Genomic DNA, 18,254 nt, shown 5'->3' on the forward strand with positions numbered 1-18,254 from the left:
CCGACGACAAGACATCATCACGCGAAAGCCGTTGGCTGTCAGCCAGATTAACCGAGCACGGCGCAAGTTGATCTTGCGCTGGTTAAATCTCAAGCTTGGAAATGCTCTCCGAGAGCGCGGGTTCAGGCGACAAACCGACGACGTGACCGACGCGGCGGCCCTCGAGTTGGAACCGGTGACCGGCACCCGGGCGGCGTGCCGGTTGACCGGTAAGTCCCGGGCCACGCTGCATCGGCACCGCAATCCGAAACCACCCAAGGCCGGTCCGCGGCGGCCGGTGGTGCACCCGGCCGCCCTGTCGGTGGCCGAACGGGCCGCGGTGCTGGCGCAGCTGCGCAGCGATCGGTTCGTGGACAAGTCGCCGGCGCAGGTGTGGGCGATCCTGCTCGACGAAGGCACCTACCTGTGCTCGATCTCGACGATGTATCGGCTGTTGCGCGGGCACGGCGAGGTTCGGGAGCGTCGCCGCCAGGCCACGCATCCGCCACGCATCAAACCTGAGCTGGTGGCCACCGGCCCGAATGAGGTATGGAGTTGGGACGCAACGAAATTGAAGGGACCGTTCAAGGGCGTCTACTACACGCTGCTGGTGATGCTGGACATCTTCTCCCGCAAAGCCGTCCACTGGAAAGTGGTGCCGGCCGAATCGCAGTGGATCGCCAAGCAGTTCCAGCTCGACGCGATCATCGCCAACGACGGGATCGTGCCCGATTACGTCCACGCCGACAACGGCGGCCCGATGACCAGCAAACCGGTGGCCGAGTTGCTGGTGGACCTGCACATCACCCGCTCGCACTCGCGCCCGCTCGTCAGCAATGACAACCCCTACAGCGAAGCGAATTTCAAGACTCTGAAGTACTGCCCGGCGTTCCCGGAACGGTTCTCCTCCATCCGCGAGGCCGACCGGTTCTGCCGGGCCTTCTTCACCTACTACAACAACCACCACCGCCACTCCGGGATCGGATTACACACTCCCGCAACGGTTCACGACGGCACCGCCACCGCGATCCGCGCCGAACGCGGCGAGGTCCTCGCCACCGCCTACGCAGCCAACCCGACCCGATTCCGGCGGCCACCGACCCCACCACAGCTGCCGGCAGCGGCCTGGATCAACGAGCCTCCGAAGGAGACCATCAACACAGAATTCGTGGCCTGACCGGTCTCACCGGGTTTGACAGATTCCGTGCCACCTTGGGTGTGCCTGTGGTGCCGCCGGTATGGAAGTACGCGGCTGTGTCCGCCGGCCCGGGCCGCCGGTCGAAAGTGGGCTCCTCGGGCTGCGTGGCGGCCAGCTCGTCGAAGTCGCCGACCCATTCGCTCGGCGCGTGTTCGACCACCCTGCCGACGGAGATCAACACACGCACTCCAGGCAGTGCCGCGGCGACCGCGCAGGCTTTGCGCCACATCCCGGCATCGAGTTCTGGTGCGGGAGCGACGAGTACACGCGCACCGGTAAGCCGGAAGATATCGATAATGTGCTCGGTGGCGAGCATCGGGTTGACCGGGTTGGCGATGCCGATCACCTGTGCGCCGAACAGGGCGGAATAGGTGGTTCCCGCGTTGGGCAGCATCAGGCCGACCACACCGCCCGGCTCGAGCCCTAGCGCGGCGTACAGGTTCGCGGCCTGGTTGACCCGGCGCAAAAGTTCGCCGTATGACCATGTTTCGGGCTGATCCCAGTGCCGTCCACCCGGCAGCAGGTGCAGTGCGGGCCGGTCGTGGTGGCTGCGGGTGGTTCGCGCGATCAGGTCGTAGGTGCTGCTCGGCAGGTCCCGAGCGGTGAACGGGACCGACTCGATCCGAGCGAGTTCGTCGACTGCGGCCTCCGTTCGAGGCTGGGCGTTCACCCTCGGACCACACGATTGCCGAGCACACCGATTCCTTCGACGTCCACCTCGATCAGGTCGCCCGCGCGCAGATAGCTCTCGGAGAACACTCCGGCACCGCGGGGAGTGCCGGTGCAGATCACGTCACCGGGCTCAAGGGTCTGGTATCGGGACAGATGTGATATCAGCTCCGGGATGGAGTGGATGAAGCCGCTGGTCCGATCGTCTTGGCGCAGTATCCCGTTCACTCGGGTCCGGATGGCGAGGTCGGGCGTCTCGGTGAATTCGTCGGCGGTCACCACGCAGGGGCCGAGCGGCTTGAAGGTGTCGAAACTCTTGGCGACGCCGATCGAGGCGGTGGGGTCCCCGGTCATCGCACGGCGTTGGATATCGCGTGCGGAGACATCGTTCACGACGGTCAGGCCGGCCACGTGGCGCCATGCCTTGTCGGCGGCCACACCGCTAGCGGCCGTGCCCATAACGACGGCGACCTCACCCTCGTAGTCGACCTGTTCCGCGGCCACGCCGGGCAGCACGATCGGATCGGCGGGGCCGGTCACCGCCGAACCCGCGGCGACTTGCAGGTTCGGTTCGCTGGGCAGCGTGATGCCGGGCTTTCCCATCGCCGCGAACATCTCCAGCGCCTCCGCCGCATGACTGCCGTAGTTCAATCCGACGATCAGCACTTTGCCCGGACGCGACACCGGTGACCGCAGCACCGCCTTGTCGATCGCCTGTTCACGAAGGACCTGTGCAGTGCGGGCAGCGTCGATTCCTGGACCGCGCAACAGCTCGCCCACCTCCGCGTACGGCAAGTCGAGCACCGCGAGCACGCCGGATCGGTCTTCTCGCGCGAGCCCGTCGTCGGTGGTGTAGAGACGCATGTCGAACCTCCTTGTTCACCGGTGATCCCACCGGCTCGTTCTCTTGATTGACAGTTAAGAGCACGTCTTAGCTCTCAGTCAAGAGCGGGCCTAGAGTTGCCTCATGCCCAAGAATCGCCAGGAGATCCCCAAGGCCGAACGCCAGGCCGAACTAGTCGAGCAAGCTCGCGAGCTCTTCGTCGACAATGGCTATCGCGGCACCAGCGTGGCGGCGGTCGGACGCGCCGCGGGCATCGCGCCCGCGGCGGTGCACTGGTATTTCCCCACCAAGGACGACCTCTTCGCCGCGGCGATCGCCTCGATCTTCAGCGAAGTGCGGGCGCGAGTCGAGGCCGATTCGACACTGGCGAGCGATCCGCGCGCCGAGTTGGTCGCACTGCTGGTGCAGATGGAGCCCTACCGCGGATTACACCGCGTCGCCTACGAGCGCATGGCAGAAACCGCGACGCTGCGCACGGTCTACGAGCAGATGCAGGACTGGCTCGAAGGGCGCCTGCTTGCGGCGATCTCGAGGCGCGTCGGCGACGGCGCGGACCTTGCCTCGATCGCCGACCTCGCCCATGTGCTGTTCGAGGGGTTGCTGATCAGCGTGCGCCGACTGGATCGGCCCACCGGTGAGTTGGTCGATCTGCTCATTACTTCCCTCGCGGCCACGGCGACCGAGGCAAGCTGATCGACACCTCTTGACTTTCATTCATGAGCGGGCCTAGCTTCTCTTGTATCGCATTCAAGAGATGTTCTCGGCTCAAAGGAGAGTCCGCTCATGGCATCACCCGCAAAGCTCGCTCATGTCGTCCTGCGGACCGGTCGGCTACCGGAGATGGTCGACTGGTACGTGCAGGTCCTCGAGGGTCGCCTCGTGTTCGGCAACGACATGTTGGCGTTCGTGACCTACGACGAGGAGCATCATCGCGTCGCGTTCCTGGCCACCGGCGCTTCCCAACGGCCCACCGACGCACATTCCGGTCTGCATCACGTTGCCTTTACCTACGACTCGCTCAGTGATCTGCTCGGCACCTACGAGCGGCTGAAGATGGTTGGGGTGCAACCGTTCTGGACAATCAACCACGGGCCAACCACCTCGATGTACTACGAGGACCCGGATGGCAATCACATCGAGCTGCAGATCGATAACTTCGCTACAGATGCGGAGCTGGCGAACTTCTTCGAATCCGGTGCCTTTACCGCCAACCCCATCGGGGTCGAATTCGATGCGGACGAACTGGTCGTCCGTTTTGAAGCGGGCGAGCCGCTCGCCGATCTGGTGCGGCGGCCATGAGCGAGGCCGAGCAGACGCCGGTGCTCATCGCAGGCGCGGGCCCGGTCGGTCTCGCGACAGCATATGTACTGGGGCGACATGGCATTTCGAGTGTCATCTGTGAGCGATACGGTGCGATCAACCCACACCCCCGTGCGCATGTGGTCAACACGCGATCAATGGAACTGCTGCGCGCGTGGGGAATTGCCGACGCGGTGACTCGCGACGCGGTCGCACCGCAGTGGATGCTCAATATCGTATGGAGGCAGACGCTGGCGGGCTCCGCACTCGGCCGGATCAATCTCGCCGATGGTGACCGAGATCGAATCCTGCGACGCACCAGCGCTTCTCCCGAGATGATCACTTCGTGCGCGCAGGATCGCGTCCAGCAGCGCCTGCTCGACGCACTACGGGCGCAAGGCATGGCCACCGTTCAGTTCGATACCCGTGTCGTTCGCGTCAACGATACGGGAGAACAGGTCGAGGTGATCGTCGAATCAGGCGGTGCGCCGAGAACTCTCAATGCTCAATACGTTGTTGCGGCCGACGGATCCGCAGGCACCCTCCGTGCCGACCTCGGCATCGGGATGGCGGGACTGTCCGAGTTGGGGCAACAGCTGAACATCTACTTCCATGCGGACCTGTCGCCATGGACCGAACGCGACCCGGCCCTGTTGATCTGGATGATCAACGCCGGCTCGCCGGGTGTGCTCATCGGGATGGACGGCAAACATCGATGGACGTTGAACCGGCCGTTCGACCCCAGCCGGGAGTCGCTGTCGGACTACACCCCGCAGCGCTGCATCGAACTGGTTCGCACGGCTGTCGGCAGCGCGGACCTCGCCGTCGATATCCGCTCGGTGGGCGCTTGGACGATGGCGGCATGCACGGCGGGAAGTTATCGCAAGGGACGGGTTCTGCTCGCCGGAGACAGCGCGCACCAGTTCCCACCGACCGGTGGTCTCGGGATGAACACCGGACTTGCCGATGCCGACAACCTCGGGTGGAAGCTCGCCGCGGTGCTCGACGGCTGGGCACCCGAATCCTTGCTGGACAGCTATGAAACCGAGCGTCGGCCGGTCGCGCTCAGCAACACCGAGCACAGTGTCGGCAACGCACTGAAGATGGTCGATGCCGGAATCGGGCCGCTGACCGTCGAGATCGCCGAGCGTCTCGACAGTGCCGATCCCTCGATCGCCGAGGGGGAACGGGACCGCCTGGCCGCCGCAATCCCACGGCACCGAGCACATTTCGACGATCTCGACCAGGAGCTGGCCTACGTCTACAGCGAAGAAGACGTATCCGCCGATCCGATCACCACCGCTGTCATCGGCGCCCGGTTACCGCATGCGTGGACCATCCACGAACGCGCCACGGTATCCACCCTCGATCTACTCGGACCCTGGTTCACCGTGATCACCGGTCCGGCCGGATCCTGCTGGGCGGCAGCGCTGGCCGAGGCGGCCAGGGGAATTCCGTGCCGGGCCTTCATTATCGGGCACGATCTCGAGCTCGACGCTGACCATCTGGGCATCGGCGCAACCGGTGCAATCCTGGTCCGGCCGGATGGTCACATCGCCTGGCTGACCGATCGCCACTCCGATACACCGACCGCCGACCTCGCCGCCGCACTCCGAACAGCCTGCGGCGCTCGCGAGTCCGCGTCCTGACGCTGTCGCCCCCTTTCGCAGAAAGCCCTCCCTGTGACGAATCAGCAAGCGCCGGTGGCGCTTTCGGACCGATACACCCAACAGCGCGGTGCCGTGCACCTCACCGGTATCCAGGCGCTCGCACGGCTGCCGCTGGAACTGCGCCGCGCCGACCTGCGCGCCGGCCGGCGTACCGCGGCCTTCATCTCCGGATACGAAGGCTCGCCCCTCGCCGGCTACGACACCGAACTCGCACGCAACGCGGCGCTACTGGACGAGCACGACATCGTGTTCCGCCCCGGCGTCAACGAAGAGCTGGCGGCGACCGCGGTACAGGGCACGCAGCTCGCCGCGACGCAGGACGACAAGCGCGTCGACGGTGTCATCGCGCTCTGGTACGGCAAGTCGCCGGGTCTGGATCGCGCATCCGATGCCATCAGGCACGCGAACATGATGGGGGCGCACCCCGAAGGCGGTGTGCTGGCCCTCGTCGGCGACGATCCGGCCGCGAAGTCCTCCACGGTGCCCGGTGCGTCCGAGGGTCTGCTGGCCGATCTCGGCCTGCCGATCCTCTATCCGTCAGATCCGCAGGAGGCCTTGGACTTCGGGCTCCACGGCGTGGCGATGTCGCGTGCGTGCGGACTGTGGGTGGCGATGAAGATCGCGACCAATGTCGCGGACGGATCGGGGACGGTGGACTTGGACCCCGACCGGGTCTCGCCCGTCGTGCCCGACCTGACCGTCGATGGCACCGCCTACCGGCACGAGGTGACCGCGCACATGCTGCAGCCGACGCTCGGTGTGCTCGAACGCAGCCGCGAGGGCGCGCGGCTCGAGATCGCGCGGCGATACGCCGTGGCGAACGACCTCAACCGGATCACCCACAGCGGCGTCGGTGATCGGTTGGGGATCGTCGCGCCGGGAAAGACCTACCTTGATGTGCGCCAAGCCTTGCGCACGCTCGGGCTCGACGATGCCGAGCTGGCGCGCCGCGGAGTACGGCTGCTACGCCTCGGCATGATCCATCCGCTCGAGCCGTCGATTGTCCGGCGATTCGCCGAGGGCCTGGACGAAGTCATCGTGATCGAGGAGAAGCGTCCGTTCATCGAAACCGCGGTCAAGGACCTGCTCTACGGACGCCCCGGAGCTCCCACCATCATCGGAAAGCGTCTGCCCGACGGCGACGTATTCGTCCCCGCCGACGGCGAACTCGACCCGGACATCATCGCGACAAAACTCGCCGCCCGACTGTCGGAGATCGGCGGCTTTCCTTCGGTGGCCCAGTCACGAGTACGCAAGCGCATTCGCATTGTGCCGCAGCGCCATGTAGGTGAGAGCACGTCTGAACGAACTAGCCCACGACCAGGGATTTTCGCAGGTGCAACAGGTGGTCATAGTGGTCATGTCCCCCTCCCGACTTGGCCCCCACGAGAATCGGACGAGGATGAGGACTCGCTGAAAACACACCCACTCAAAGTTGTCAAAAGTAGCTGGTAGTAGGAGGTTCTTGGCGTGTCACGCTAAGACACGCCGGAAGGTAGCGGCCGACGCGTCCTCCCACGACCGGGCAGGAACACTTCCGCAGCGACGGTTTCGTCGCAGTACTTGTAGCTGGGTCAGCATTTCCCGATCGTCGGTGGCAGTGTCGCATAACCGACGCTGGCAGGGACTGCGCACCCCAGTTGTGGCGCAAACGGCCAGGATCGGCTTTTATGGATGTTGGGAGAATCAGTGGGCAGGGTGCGAAAGAGGTGCCCCATGTCTTCGATGTTGGACTTCTGGCTTTTCGCCGCCGTCCTCCCAGAGATTCAACTCAGGTGCGGATTGCGGGTGAGTCCTCTGGTCCGTTACAGCCAAACTCCGCCGATTACGGGACGATGTGTTGCGGACCCGGTGAGAAACGCCAGACCGCGAGTGCTGAGTCCCCACATCCCGCGGGTGGGTTGGCGCCCTGGGCAAAGGTTGATTCTCTCGATATTCAGCGGTGTGAACACTGCGGTCATGGCGGGAGCCGATCAGTGACTGAACGGCTGCGTGCGAGTGACGATGGCCCGCAAGACATGCCGGGTCCAAGCTGGTCCCCCCGCGAGCTGCACCGCGAGCCGATCATCGGATTGTTCGAAGGGTTGTACCAAGCTGCCGATGGCCGTCCGGCACCGTCGAAAGCACTGGCGGACTTCGCGTTTCCAGCGGCCCTGGACGAGGCCCCGATCCCAACCCTCTATTGTTCGGTCACGACCATCGACAACCGAGGCCGGCTCGCTGCCAGATCTGCAGTACAGGTGCTGGGTTGGGTTCCAGGGCAACTGCTTTCGATGGACGTAGAGCACTGCGTGGTCAAGGTTCGGCGGTCGCGGGATGGTCAGCTGCTCCACCAACGCGGGTTTCTCATACTTCCATCCGATGTCCGCAACAAGTGTCGGCTGTATGCGGGTGATCGGGTGTTGATAGCGGTGTCCCTCGCCGATGAAGTGCTCGTGGTGTACCCGCCCCGGATGTTGACGGCGGCGCTATGGGCATACTTCCCGGATCCGTGGCAGCAGGGGCGATGAAAGACGCCGAGGTGGCCGAACTGGTGCAGGCGATCTCGCGGCTGGGCTTGACGGTAGTAGGAAAGAATGTCACCGCGGCGGGTGTCGAGGTGCCGACATTCGGTGAGTTCGTTCCTCGAGTGTCGTGCACTGTGTCGGTGTTGCAGCGGGAGAGCTATACAACGTACTGGCGAATTCTCGTGGTTGAGTGGGGTCACCGGCGTTTGAGCGAGCCGACGCCCACCGAGATCCTTCATCTGATGAATCAGCACAAAGCCAACGCTGTGGTCAGGTCGAACTGGCGTGGAGGTACGGGCGCGGCCAGGAACTTCCTGCACGCGGTGCGGTGTTTGTACCGCTTCGCCGAAATGGACAGTTTGATTGCTCCGGCGGACAACCCCGCGGTCAAGGTCCCGATGCCACGGAAGCTGGAAAGCAGCCGTCACGCTTTGACTCCGGAGCAGGTTTCCGAGCTGGGGCGCGTTGCGTCTGAAACGGGCAAATCGATTCCTCCCATTACCTGGTTGATCGTCGATCGAAACCCAACAACACGCCCCCTTCGCTCCACCCCCATTACAGGGGCTTCACCACTACTACGGGGCGTTCCGCCCTCCTGACACGCGACTGGGCTGCTCACCCTTCTCGCGACCGGCGTCAACCCGCCGGGCCACCGTTTCGCGTCGAGGAGTTCTCCTGTTCCGTTGTGAAGCCCGGACAGAGCTCGCGCCACCTTCATGCCGGACACCACCAGACCAATCAACAGGCACCCGTCTGGCTCATCCCGGGACAGCATTAAGGCCCCGGTTTCGATGTCACCTGGCCTAGCGACACGTCATCAGTGGTTCACTCACGTTCACCTTCCCAGCCCCTACCTGCCTTGTGACGCAAGGCTTTTCCCACGACGCTCACCACCACGGCTCATTCACCGCAGCAACTCGGGGCGGTTTGACACCTGCACCTGCATACCGATGCCGAAGGACCTACCTTCATCTCCACATCAGCACGGCGACAACAAGATTCGCGCTTCTACATCACGACCTCCCTGTCACCTTCAGGACACACCAACGCCCTGGCCGAATCGACGATCGGGCTGTTCAAAACCGAAGCCCTCGCCCGCGACAACCCGTTTCTCACCAGGCCGTTGCGGTCGCTCGACGATGTCGAGTACGCGACGATGGAATGGGTCGACTGGTACAACAACCGGCGGCTGCACAGCCTGCTCGGACACGTCCCACCCGCCGAGTACGAGACCGCCTATCACGCTGAACAACAGCCATCCCAGCCGGTGATGACTCAACCATGAAGCCGGCCGGAAAGTGGGGACGGTTCACTTGGCTCTCCAGCGCCGAATTGGGATGTCGGTATTTGTGCGACTGACGAAGACGAATCGCCGCCCGGCTCGCCACGGTCACGCTGATGTCCGGCTGGCGACATGCCGGATAAACCTTCCACATCGATCCGAACAAGTCGACCTCGACCGGACTACGCCAGCGGCTCGGATCCAAACGCACACACAGACACACCAAATTCAGGAAAGCTGCAGTTCAGTGGCGTGCACCAGGGTGGGGATATGGGTAAGTTCCCCCTCCGGACACAGCCAGTACGTCACATCACCCGGTCTACCTGCGGTTATGCACGGAGAGCGGGTGACGTGTCGGGCAAAATCAACACAAAAGGGCCGGTTAGGGGCGTGTGGGGGTTCAATTCGGGTTCAGCTGAGAGAATCCTAAGAAACCAGCGTGTGGCGCCACCGAATCATGGACTGTCACATCACGGATGTCTTTCCAGCGCTTGATCTGATGGGAGCCGTTTCCGGTCGTTAGATGCACGGTCTGCAGCATCCAGATGCTGCAACCGATGAGGCAGTGGGTGTGAATATTGTTGTGGTCACGCCTGATAACGTGTTGACATTGAACGAGGTGTTTGCGGCACGGCTGACGCCCGGAGAGAAATGTTGCTCACGTGCGCACTGGTGGTAATTTCCGGCATTTTGATGACGCGGTGTTGTCGGTGGCTCGGGTCGAGCGCGTCGCCCTGCAGCCCTCATGTCGGAACTGCTGCAGCGCACCGGCGGTGCAGGTTCTCGCGCTGTTGGGAATAGGCAACCACCATGATCATGTGGAGGTCGCCGTGGTGGCGATGCACGCGGTGATCGATCACGCGGCCGCCGACAGGATGGAGTTTCTACAAGGACTTCAACGCGTTGTCGCAGCTGCGGCGTCGCCGGCAAACGCCGGCACGGTCGGCCCCGGAGTGGCGGCAGTCCGATGCGGGTGATGTTCGTAGCGACACCGCTGATCGGGCATCTGTTCCCGATGATGCCTCTTGCTATGCATCTGCGTGCGGAGGGGCACCGGGTGCTGGTAGCAACCGGCGGTGATGCCGCGACGGCGGTTTCCGCCGATGTCCCGGTTGTCGACGTCGCACCGCGCATCGGACACATCCGTGCCGTCGCGCAGGGATTGGGCTTGCACCCCGTCCTCGCACTGCGATCCGCGGCGGGAATGGCCGACGCTCGCGGCGGCGCCCACGTGTTCGCCGTAACCAACAAACCGATGATCGACAGGCTCATTCGAGTGGCGGGCCGATTCGCACCCGACATCGTGGTGCACGAACCTTTCGCGTCGGCCGCGGCCATCGCTGCGGCCCACCTCGGCGTCCCCACAGTCCTGCACAATATCGCGCTGGACGACGGCACCGTTATTCGACGGGAGCTGTTGCGGCTGCTCGGCGGTGCCGACATTCCCGCGAGTACGGCCACCCTGTCGATCGCGCCGCCCAGCATCGTCTCTGTCCCGGGTTGGCCCCTGCGATACATCCCGTATTCGACACCGGGCGCATCCACGCCACGATTCCTCCTCGACTCCCCCCGCCGACCACGCATCGTCGTAACCCGAAGCACCATGCTCGGCGACGGCCCCGACGCGATGCTCCGATCGGTGCTACGGGCCGCGCCCGACGTCGATGCCGATATCGTTATCGTCCGCCCAAACCGAACAGTCATGCGCGCCACCAATCTTCCCGGCAACGTCCGAACTGTCGGGTGGATCGCGCTGCACGCCGTGCTCCCGACCTGCACCGCTATGGTCAACCACGGCGGCGCCGGCTCGGTGTATGCGGCTCTGCGCGCCGGAATCCCACAGCTGGCGACCCCCGCCCCAGGCGACCGCAGGTGGAACGCGGTATCGGTGCAGCGCCGCGGAGCAGGTATCGCGGTGCTGGGAAGAACGATCACCGCGGCGCATCTGCACACCTTGATCACCGACGCACGCCTCGCCGACGCTGCCCGCGCCGTCGCGGCCGAGGTGGCCACCATGCCTGCCATCGACGAGGTCGCAGCCCAAGTCCTCGCAGTGGGCAACAACCGACCGCCCCTCCGACACTCCTGACCGACGACCGGGGGAACCCGGAGGCGATTCAGATCGACAACGACAAGACGAAAGCGCGGATCCGAGGATTGACGCGGGGTCACGCCACCGCTTCGCTCGACCGACAACCGACCATGCGCCAGGAGACTACGAGAGCAAGTCCGCAGCCAAAGAAATCGGGGCGCCGTCGCAGTGACAGGGCCGCTACGTGGTCACACCCATTCGGGTACCCGCAGGTGCACGAGCGCCAACTCGAACCCACAGTCTTCGACCACCTCGACGTGCTGGGTGTTTGCACTCCGAAGGGCAGTACCCTTCGCGCGGTTGCGCTCCATAGCCTCGGCGCTGTCGAACGTGCCGGACGTGGCCCGGCATAGCGTAATTACCAGAAAACAAGGTGTAATGCGTTAAGCGGCAAGGAAATTGCTCACCTGCGCGGCGAATTCCCCGGCGTGTTGGAACAGGAATGCGTGCCCGGCATCGCTGTAGAGCACGAGGGTGGCCGATTCGAGGTGCTGGACGGCCAGATATGAGGCCAGAGCCGGGGGTCAGGGCGTCTTGCGGGCGTGGGTGCCTCCGCGCCGGACAGCGATGCTGCCCCAGACGCCGCGGTCCATCTTGCACGGCGCCCTCGGATGGACCGGCAGGCAGCACTGAAGGTCCTCGATGAGCGGGGCGATGCAGATGCGAAGACGCGGAACTTCGAGCGGGAAGCCACGCTGGCGGCAAGTCTGGAGCGTCCGAAGCTGTGATGAACGGGTGGCCAGAGTGTCGGAACTGGCCCGATCGCAACACGAAACGGCCTGACCCATCACGAACATGCCAATGACGGTCGTCCATGAGTGGGCGTTAGGGCTCCGTACACGCATTGGCAACGCCCCCGCCCCCAGCCGATAGAACAGCGACACAGGCCGTTTCGGCGAAAATGTGGGGTAAACGTGGGGTTGCGTTCGAATAGAACCAGGCAGGCCCGGCGAATCGCCGAGCCGGACCCCCATGTCTATGTGGGGGACTCGAACCCCTCACCCCACTCAGGAGTCGAGATGTCTCGTGATTCCCGCTAGCTCCCGCTACCTGGGGCAACAGAACGATCCCTCATCCATCACAAGCGCGCAAACGTTCTTCGGATTACCGCGTTTCCCAGGAAACCTCTGGTCAATGCCGGTCCCATCCTTATAGCGACCCGCCGTGGGCACAAACCTACGGCACATTGGACCAGAACCGTCACGCCACCGCTACTTGCCGATCGGTGTTGCAGGAGGTTGGCGTACTGGTCGATTCCCCCTCCGGACACAAGCCGACATCGCCTGACCGGCACTTTTCCAACTATCGTTCGAGAAATTCGCAGGTCAGGCCGGTGCGGGTTTAACTCCCCGACACCGACATAACCACTACCCCACGGCCACAGCCGTCACCACCGCGCAGAATCTCTGTCGGGGGCTCCGGCGACGACGATCCGGCACCAGTTCGAACCATACCGCCGGTCTGCGGCATCCATTATCATCCGCAACAACGCTTGCGCGGCTGCGGGATTCAGCTCGCATGCCTCGGCTGACGCCACAACCTCCACCTCGGAGCGGGAATCACCGTTATGTCGCTTGCCATGAGGACCTCCGGTCCACACCAGGCTGCCTAACCACTGTCCCAAATCCTGCAGCAGCCCAAGGCACCGTGGATGAATCGGGTGGTGTTGCCTGCACGGTCGGTCGCTCTGCGTGAGCAGGTTGCCTTCGCCGTCGTAGGTCCATGACTCGGCATGCCCGTTGGGGTCGACGCGTCGCAGCAGTTTCCGTCCGGAGCCCACTCGTAGCGAGTCCGCGCGGGCAGGCCGCCAACACCATTGCGCATCAGGTCGGCACCGGTCGTTATCCAGCAGGCACCGCTCGCCCAGGGCGAGGTGCTGACCGGCGATGTCGACGCCGCATCGCCACGGATGGTCGTGATGCCGGTCGTACTGGTGGGAGTCACTCCTCGAGGAGTGCTCGAGTCGAATGACTCAAGTGCTCGACGATGCCGCTGACGCAGGGTGAGCACATCACATCTTCGTCGTAAGGAGAATCGACATGGATACTGCCGGACGGGTAGCACTGGTTACCGGCGGAACGGGTGGCATCGGATCGAGTATCGTCGCCCGCTTGGCGCGAGAAGGTTATTCGGTCGCCATCCATTATGCGGGTCAGCCGGTGCGCGCCGAGGCCGTGGCGGCCGCCATACGTGATGACGGCGGCAGCGCGATCGCAGTTGGCTCCGATATTGCTGACGAAGTGCAGATGTCGGCGCTTTTCGACACCGTCACCAACACGTTTTCAGGTGTCGACGTGGTCGTCAACACCGCCGGGATCATGCTGCTCAGTCCGTTGGTCGACCTCGATCTCGCGGATCTGGATCGCATGCATCGCATCAATATTCGTGGGACTTTCGTGGTATCGCAGCTGGCCGCGCGAAATCTGCGCCGCGGTGGTGCATTGATCAATTTTTCGACGTCGGTCACCCGGCTACAGTTCCCGAACTATTCGGCGTATGCCGCCAGCAAGGGCGCGGTCGAGGCGATGACGTTGGTACTTGCGCGGGAACTGCGCGGTCGTGACATCACAGTCAACGCTGTTGCCCCTGGCCCCACCGCTACACCGCTGTTCCTGCAAGGGAAATCCAAATCCGAGATCACCGCGCTGGCGCACGCGGCGCCGCTGGAACGGATCGGAACTCCCGAGGACATCACCGAGGCCGTCGCCTTCCTGGCCGGGCCGGCGCGCTGGATCAATGGCCAAACAATTTTCGCCAACGGCGGCGTCGCATAACGCGCAATGCCATCCGCAGGAAAGGAAACATCATGTCCGATACAAAAGTTGTTCTGGTGACCGGGGCGTCGAGCGGTTTCGGGGCACTGGCTGCCCGCGGCCTCGCGAAGAACGGCCACACCGTCTACGCGGGAATGCGCGAGACCTCGGGAAGGAATTCATCGAAGGTCGCCGAGCTCGAGGAACTATCCGCACAGCTGGGTATATCAATTCAGGGCATCGAAATGGATGTGCAGAACCAGGACTCGGTCGACCACGCGGTCGCGGAGATCCTTACCGCGCAGCAGCGTATCGATGTAGTCGTGCACAACGCGGGGCACATGGTTCTCGGTCCTACCGAGGCATTCACCGTGGATCAGGTCGCCGAACTCTACGACATCAACGTGCTGAGCACGCAGCGGGTGAATCGGGCCGTTCTTCCCCACCTGCGTCAGCAGCGCTCGGGCCTGCTGGTCTGGGTGGCGAGCTCGAGCACCCGGGGTGGACATCCGCCCTTCCTGGCCCCGTACTTCGCGGCGAAGGCCGGCATGGACGCGCTGGCGGAAAGTTACGCGGCCGAGCTGATCAGGTTCGGCATCGACACCGCCATCGTGGTTCCCGGCGCGTACACCTCCGGTACCAACCACTTCGCGCACGCCACGACTCCGGCGGACACAGCGCGGGAGGCGGAGTACGACGAGCTGTACGGCCACACCCGGATCGCACTCGACAAGCGGCTGGCCGACATCGTGCCCCCAGGCAGCGATCCACAGGCCGTCGCCGACGAGATCGCCCGAGTGGTCGACCTCCCGTTCGGGGAGCGCCCGTTCCGCTCGCATATCGATCCCAGCCGCGACGGCAGTGCGGTCGTTACCGCAGTCGCCGACCGGATCCGACATGAGTTCTACCACCGAGTCGGCATCGCCGATCTGCTGACGCACAACGACTCTTTGTAGTCGTCGTCGACGTCGGGCCGGCGATCACCCGGTTGTGCAGCGACCTGCCGGGCCGCCGATACGACATCCGATCGAACCCTCACAGACAGAGAAGCCATGCCGCACATCACTGTTCCCGACGGAACCCGGATCTATTACACCGAGCAAGGCAGCGGTCGGCCGGTGATCCTCAGCCACGGTTGGCCGTTGTCCTCGGATGCCTGGCAACTCGAGCTGAAATTACTCGCCGACGCCGGATATCGCGCCATCGCCCACGACCGCAGAGGCCATGGACGATCGTCACACACCTATACCGGAAACGACATGGACACCTATGCCGCAGACCTCGCCGTTCTGGTGGACCAACTCGATCTGACCGACATCACTGTGGTCGGGCATTCCACCGGCGGCGGCGAGGTGGTGCGCTATGCGGCGCGGTACGGGAACGCCCGTGTACGCAAAGTTGTCACGGTCGGCGCGGTCACACCGATCATGCTGCGGTCACCGTCCAATCCTCACGGGACATCGATCGAGGACCTCGATGCCATCCGCAGCGGTGTCCTCGACGACAGATCCGAGTTTTACCGAGATCTCTCCGTGGCGTTCTACGGTGCCAACCGTGCGGGGTCGACAGTGTCGCAGGGCCTGCGCGACGACTTCTGGCGGCAGGGCATGCTGGTCGGACTCGCGGCCGCACACGACTGCGTCGAAGCATTCTCCGAAACAGACTTCACCGCCGACCTGCGGGCCTTGACCGTTCCGATCCTCATCGCTCACGGCGACGACGACCAAATCGTCCCGATCGATGCCACCGCACGCAAGGCGATCGAGCTCGTGGACAACGGCACGCTCGAGGTTTATCCGGGCGCGTCGCACGGCATACACGGCGCGTATCAGAAAGCGCTGGACCACGACATCCTCGCGTTCATCGGCGATTAGAGCGACGAGGTCGAGCAGGAAAGTATTTCGGCCCCGGGCCGCATTCACCCAGTGGCCACCGGTATGCCGCTGATCTACGGCGAAATCATCTCAGGAAGGGAAACAATGAAGATCGACGGAAACACCATCTTCATCCCCGGCGCGACCAGCGGAATCGGGTTGGCCCTCGCGCAACAACTGCAGGCGAGGGGGAACACGGTAATCGTCGGCGGAAGACGCGAAGAGCGGCTACGCCGAATCGCGACCGAAAACCCGGGAATCGGCACGGTGGCGATCGACACGAACAGCGTATCGAGTATCGCATCGGCCGCGGAGAAGGTGCTGGCCGAATATCCCGACCTCGATGTCCTCGTGATGATGTCGGGTATTTCCCGGGTCGAGGACTGGCACCATCCCCGGGACTTTCTCGAGTCCGCCGAAGCGGTCATCGACACCAACGTGCTGGGTCCCATCCGCCTGCTCGCCGCGTTCATCGAGCATCTGCAATCCCGGCCTCGGGCAACGGTTATCACAGTGTCCTCCGGCTTGGCATTCACACCCTTGGCCGTCACGCCGAGCTACAACGCTTCCAAGGCCGCGATTCACATGCTGACCGAATCGGTCCGGCTCCAGTTGGCCGACACCAACGTTCAGTTCATGGAACTCGTACCGCCGGCGGTGCGGACCGATCTGCTACCCGGGCAAGCCGAGAGTGACTGGGCGATGCCATTGGACGATTTCATCGCGGAGGTGATACACATCCTCGAGACGCAGCCGGACGCTCACGAAATCCAGGTCGAACGCGTCAAATTCCTTCGCTACGGGGAAAAACGTGGTGACTACGACGAAGTTGTCGCCACTCTCAACGCGTCCGACCCGAACGGCTGACCGGCGCACCGCCTTATCGGCACCGGGCACGCCTCCGCATCGACCACAACGGTCGTGCGCAGTGCCACGGCAACAAATCTCAGCGCGTCGCACCGTAAATGCTTCCTCCATCGACCGGCCCGCACATCGGCACGACGTTGCCCACTCGGCCCAACGAAAGGTGACATGCAATGTCTCATCATCTGGATTCGCCCATCGCCAGACAGGACGTTCGACTCGATATCACCGACCTCTACGTGTTCCGCGGTGAAAGCGGCACGGTTTTGGTGATGAACGTCTGCCATTCCCTCGCCGGGGACATTCCCGTCCCGGGATACCACCCCGAAGGCATGTACGAATTCAAAATCGACCTCGACGGCGACGCCGTCGAGGATCTCACCTACCGAATCGTCTTCGGCGAACGCAATTCCACTGGCATGCAACGGTTCACCGTCCGCCGACTCGATGGTGCCGAGGCAACCGACCCCTTCGCCGCCGGAACCGTTGTCGCGGACGGAGAAACAGATATCGAGACGATCGGTGTCGGCGGATTGCGGGTATGGGCCGGTCAGGCCGGCGATCCGTTCTGGATCGAACCCGATGTTCTGCATGCCGTGGGCCATGCTTTCCAGGACGGTACGCGCATCGACCTCGGGACGTGGACTCCCGCGAAGGCCACCAACCTCTTCGCCGGTCACACAGTGTTCTCGATCGTACTCGAACTGCCCGACCAGGCCCTGCTCGCGCACGACGAAGCCGGGCTCCGCATCGGAGTTTGGGCCATCGCGAGCCTTGCCACGGACGCCGGTGGCTGGCGATCGATCAACCGCGTCGGCCTGCCGATGATGCATCCGCTGTTCACCCAATACAACGAACAACTCGGCGACAGCTTGAACGCGGGAACCCCGACACAGGACCTCGAGAAGTACGGTGATCAACTGACGAAGGAGATCGCCGCGGTCGTTGCTGCCTACGGAACCGCCGGCGACCCGCACGACTACGCGACTCGACTGGTCCAGCGCATGCTGCCGAACATGCTGCCCTACACCGTCGGTACCGCGGCGACGTTCGGGTTCCTGACCTGGAACGGGCGTTGCCTGACCGATAACGCACCCGATGTCATGTTCTCGATCGCCGCGAACACCCCGGTGAGTCTCGGCATCGGCGTCGAATCGGTTTCCTCGAAACCTCGCCTGACGTTCCCGTACGTGCCGGCCGCCCACTGACCGCGACGAAACTCC

The 18,254-nt window shown here is 63.8% G+C and carries 17 protein-coding genes and 1 pseudogene; 15 read left to right on the forward strand and 3 right to left on the reverse strand.

Translation table 11 applies throughout. The features are described from left to right. Positions 1–142 precede the first annotated feature (142 nt). Positions 143–1,156 carry a transposase gene (locus tag ACFYOW_RS46310; protein WP_387298022.1) on the forward strand — a complete coding sequence of 338 codons (1,014 nt, stop codon included), beginning with the start codon at positions 143–145 and terminating at the stop codon, positions 1,154–1,156. Here the strand turns inward: ACFYOW_RS46310 and ACFYOW_RS46315 are convergent. Together ACFYOW_RS46315 and ACFYOW_RS46320 are read right to left on the reverse strand one after the other, a co-directional pair. After that, positions 1,134–1,847 (reverse strand): AMP-binding protein, encoded by a 714-nt coding sequence (locus ACFYOW_RS46315; RefSeq protein WP_387298024.1) that lies wholly within the window; start codon positions 1,845–1,847, stop codon positions 1,134–1,136. The two genes, ACFYOW_RS46310 and ACFYOW_RS46315, sit on opposite strands and share 23 nt — an antisense overlap. Beyond that, positions 1,844–2,710 (reverse strand): fumarylacetoacetate hydrolase family protein, encoded by an 867-nt coding sequence (locus ACFYOW_RS46320; RefSeq protein WP_387298026.1) that lies wholly within the window; start codon positions 2,708–2,710, stop codon positions 1,844–1,846. Before ACFYOW_RS46320 ends, ACFYOW_RS46315 begins: the two co-directional genes overlap by 4 nt. A gap of 103 nt (positions 2,711–2,813) precedes the next feature. On the opposite strand from ACFYOW_RS46320, the gene ACFYOW_RS46325 reads away from it, so the two are divergent. The 9 genes and pseudogenes from ACFYOW_RS46325 to ACFYOW_RS46365 all read left to right on the forward strand — a co-directional run bounded on the left by ACFYOW_RS46325 (position 2,814) and on the right by ACFYOW_RS46365 (position 11,537). Then, positions 2,814–3,383 carry a TetR/AcrR family transcriptional regulator gene (locus ACFYOW_RS46325; RefSeq protein WP_387298028.1) on the forward strand — a complete coding sequence of 190 codons (570 nt, stop codon included), beginning with the start codon at positions 2,814–2,816 and terminating at the stop codon, positions 3,381–3,383. A 90-nt stretch (positions 3,384–3,473) separates the two neighbouring features. Then, the gene (locus ACFYOW_RS46330) at positions 3,474–3,989 is read left to right on the forward strand and encodes a VOC family protein (RefSeq protein ID WP_387298030.1); all 516 of its coding nucleotides are present in this window, start codon (positions 3,474–3,476) and stop codon (positions 3,987–3,989) included. Then, the gene (locus ACFYOW_RS46335) at positions 3,986–5,638 is read left to right on the forward strand and encodes an FAD-dependent monooxygenase (protein ID WP_387298032.1); all 1,653 of its coding nucleotides are present in this window, start codon (positions 3,986–3,988) and stop codon (positions 5,636–5,638) included. The genes ACFYOW_RS46330 and ACFYOW_RS46335 overlap by 4 nt, the downstream gene beginning before the upstream one ends. A 33-nt stretch (positions 5,639–5,671) precedes the next feature. Continuing rightward, positions 5,672–6,848: pseudogene (locus ACFYOW_RS46340) on the forward strand (2-oxoacid ferredoxin oxidoreductase); the annotation flags it as partial. A gap of 787 nt (positions 6,849–7,635) precedes the next feature. After that, positions 7,636–8,169: a hypothetical protein gene (locus tag ACFYOW_RS46345; RefSeq protein ID WP_387298035.1), complete on the forward strand. Its 534-nt coding sequence runs from the start codon at positions 7,636–7,638 to the stop codon at positions 8,167–8,169. Beyond that, positions 8,166–8,765 (forward strand): hypothetical protein, encoded by a 600-nt coding sequence (locus ACFYOW_RS46350; protein ID WP_387298037.1) that lies wholly within the window; start codon positions 8,166–8,168, stop codon positions 8,763–8,765. Before ACFYOW_RS46345 ends, ACFYOW_RS46350 begins: the two co-directional genes overlap by 4 nt. Positions 8,766–9,217: 452 nt before the next feature. Continuing rightward, positions 9,218–9,451 carry an integrase core domain-containing protein gene (locus ACFYOW_RS46355; protein WP_387298087.1) on the forward strand — a complete coding sequence of 78 codons (234 nt, stop codon included), beginning with the start codon at positions 9,218–9,220 and terminating at the stop codon, positions 9,449–9,451. 659 nt (positions 9,452–10,110) lie between these two features. Beyond that, positions 10,111–10,425: a hypothetical protein gene (locus ACFYOW_RS46360; RefSeq protein ID WP_387298039.1), complete on the forward strand. Its 315-nt coding sequence runs from the start codon at positions 10,111–10,113 to the stop codon at positions 10,423–10,425. Next, positions 10,425–11,537 (forward strand): glycosyltransferase, encoded by a 1,113-nt coding sequence (locus ACFYOW_RS46365; RefSeq protein WP_387298041.1) that lies wholly within the window; start codon positions 10,425–10,427, stop codon positions 11,535–11,537. Before ACFYOW_RS46360 ends, ACFYOW_RS46365 begins: the two co-directional genes overlap by 1 nt. 1,390 nt (positions 11,538–12,927) lie before the next feature. Here the strand turns inward: ACFYOW_RS46365 and ACFYOW_RS46370 are convergent. Next, complete coding sequence (locus ACFYOW_RS46370; RefSeq protein WP_387298043.1) at positions 12,928–13,320, reverse strand: hypothetical protein; 393 nt, start codon at positions 13,318–13,320, stop codon at positions 12,928–12,930. 259 nt (positions 13,321–13,579) lie between these two features. On the opposite strand from ACFYOW_RS46370, the gene ACFYOW_RS46375 reads away from it, so the two are divergent. The 5 genes from ACFYOW_RS46375 (at position 13,580) to ACFYOW_RS46395 (ending at position 18,239) form a co-directional block, all read left to right on the forward strand. Further along, entirely contained in the window at positions 13,580–14,314 is a 735-nt protein-coding gene (locus ACFYOW_RS46375; protein WP_387298045.1) for an SDR family oxidoreductase, read from the forward strand. Between the two features lie 32 nt (positions 14,315–14,346). Beyond that, positions 14,347–15,249, forward strand: coding sequence for an SDR family oxidoreductase (locus ACFYOW_RS46380; protein ID WP_387298047.1), 903 nt, complete (start codon positions 14,347–14,349; stop codon positions 15,247–15,249). Between the two features lie 96 nt (positions 15,250–15,345). Further along, positions 15,346–16,167, forward strand: coding sequence for an alpha/beta fold hydrolase (locus ACFYOW_RS46385; protein WP_387298049.1), 822 nt, complete (start codon positions 15,346–15,348; stop codon positions 16,165–16,167). A 105-nt stretch (positions 16,168–16,272) separates the two neighbouring features. After that, a complete protein-coding gene (locus ACFYOW_RS46390) occupies positions 16,273–17,034 on the forward strand; it encodes an SDR family oxidoreductase (RefSeq protein ID WP_387298051.1) in 762 nt (253 codons plus the stop codon). 170 nt (positions 17,035–17,204) lie between these two features. Next, on the forward strand, positions 17,205–18,239 hold the full coding sequence (locus ACFYOW_RS46395) for a DUF4331 family protein (protein ID WP_387298053.1): 1,035 nt from the start codon (positions 17,205–17,207) through the stop codon (positions 18,237–18,239). Positions 18,240–18,254 lie beyond the last annotated feature (15 nt).

The organism is Nocardia sp. NPDC006982 (assembly GCF_042869435.1).
GTDB lineage: Bacteria > Actinomycetota > Actinomycetes > Mycobacteriales > Mycobacteriaceae > Nocardia.

Bases quoted from the DNA above. Each gene is read 5' to 3' on its own strand.
- ACFYOW_RS46320 (WP_387298026.1), bottom strand. From the start codon at position 2,710: ATGCGTCTCTACACCACCGACGACGGGCTCGCGCGAGAAGACCGATCC.
- ACFYOW_RS46325 (WP_387298028.1), top strand. From the start codon at position 2,814: ATGCCCAAGAATCGCCAGGAGATCCCCAAGGCCGAACGCCAGGCCGAA.
- ACFYOW_RS46330 (WP_387298030.1), top strand. From the start codon at position 3,474: ATGGCATCACCCGCAAAGCTCGCTCATGTCGTCCTGCGGACCGGTCGG.
- ACFYOW_RS46335 (WP_387298032.1), top strand. From the start codon at position 3,986: ATGAGCGAGGCCGAGCAGACGCCGGTGCTCATCGCAGGCGCGGGCCCG.
- ACFYOW_RS46350 (WP_387298037.1), top strand. From the start codon at position 8,166: ATGAAAGACGCCGAGGTGGCCGAACTGGTGCAGGCGATCTCGCGGCTG.
- ACFYOW_RS46365 (WP_387298041.1), top strand. From the start codon at position 10,425: ATGTTCGTAGCGACACCGCTGATCGGGCATCTGTTCCCGATGATGCCT.
- ACFYOW_RS46375 (WP_387298045.1), top strand. From the start codon at position 13,580: ATGGATACTGCCGGACGGGTAGCACTGGTTACCGGCGGAACGGGTGGC.
- ACFYOW_RS46380 (WP_387298047.1), top strand. From the start codon at position 14,347: ATGTCCGATACAAAAGTTGTTCTGGTGACCGGGGCGTCGAGCGGTTTC.
- ACFYOW_RS46385 (WP_387298049.1), top strand. From the start codon at position 15,346: ATGCCGCACATCACTGTTCCCGACGGAACCCGGATCTATTACACCGAG.
- ACFYOW_RS46390 (WP_387298051.1), top strand. From the start codon at position 16,273: ATGAAGATCGACGGAAACACCATCTTCATCCCCGGCGCGACCAGCGGA.
- ACFYOW_RS46395 (WP_387298053.1), top strand. From the start codon at position 17,205: ATGTCTCATCATCTGGATTCGCCCATCGCCAGACAGGACGTTCGACTC.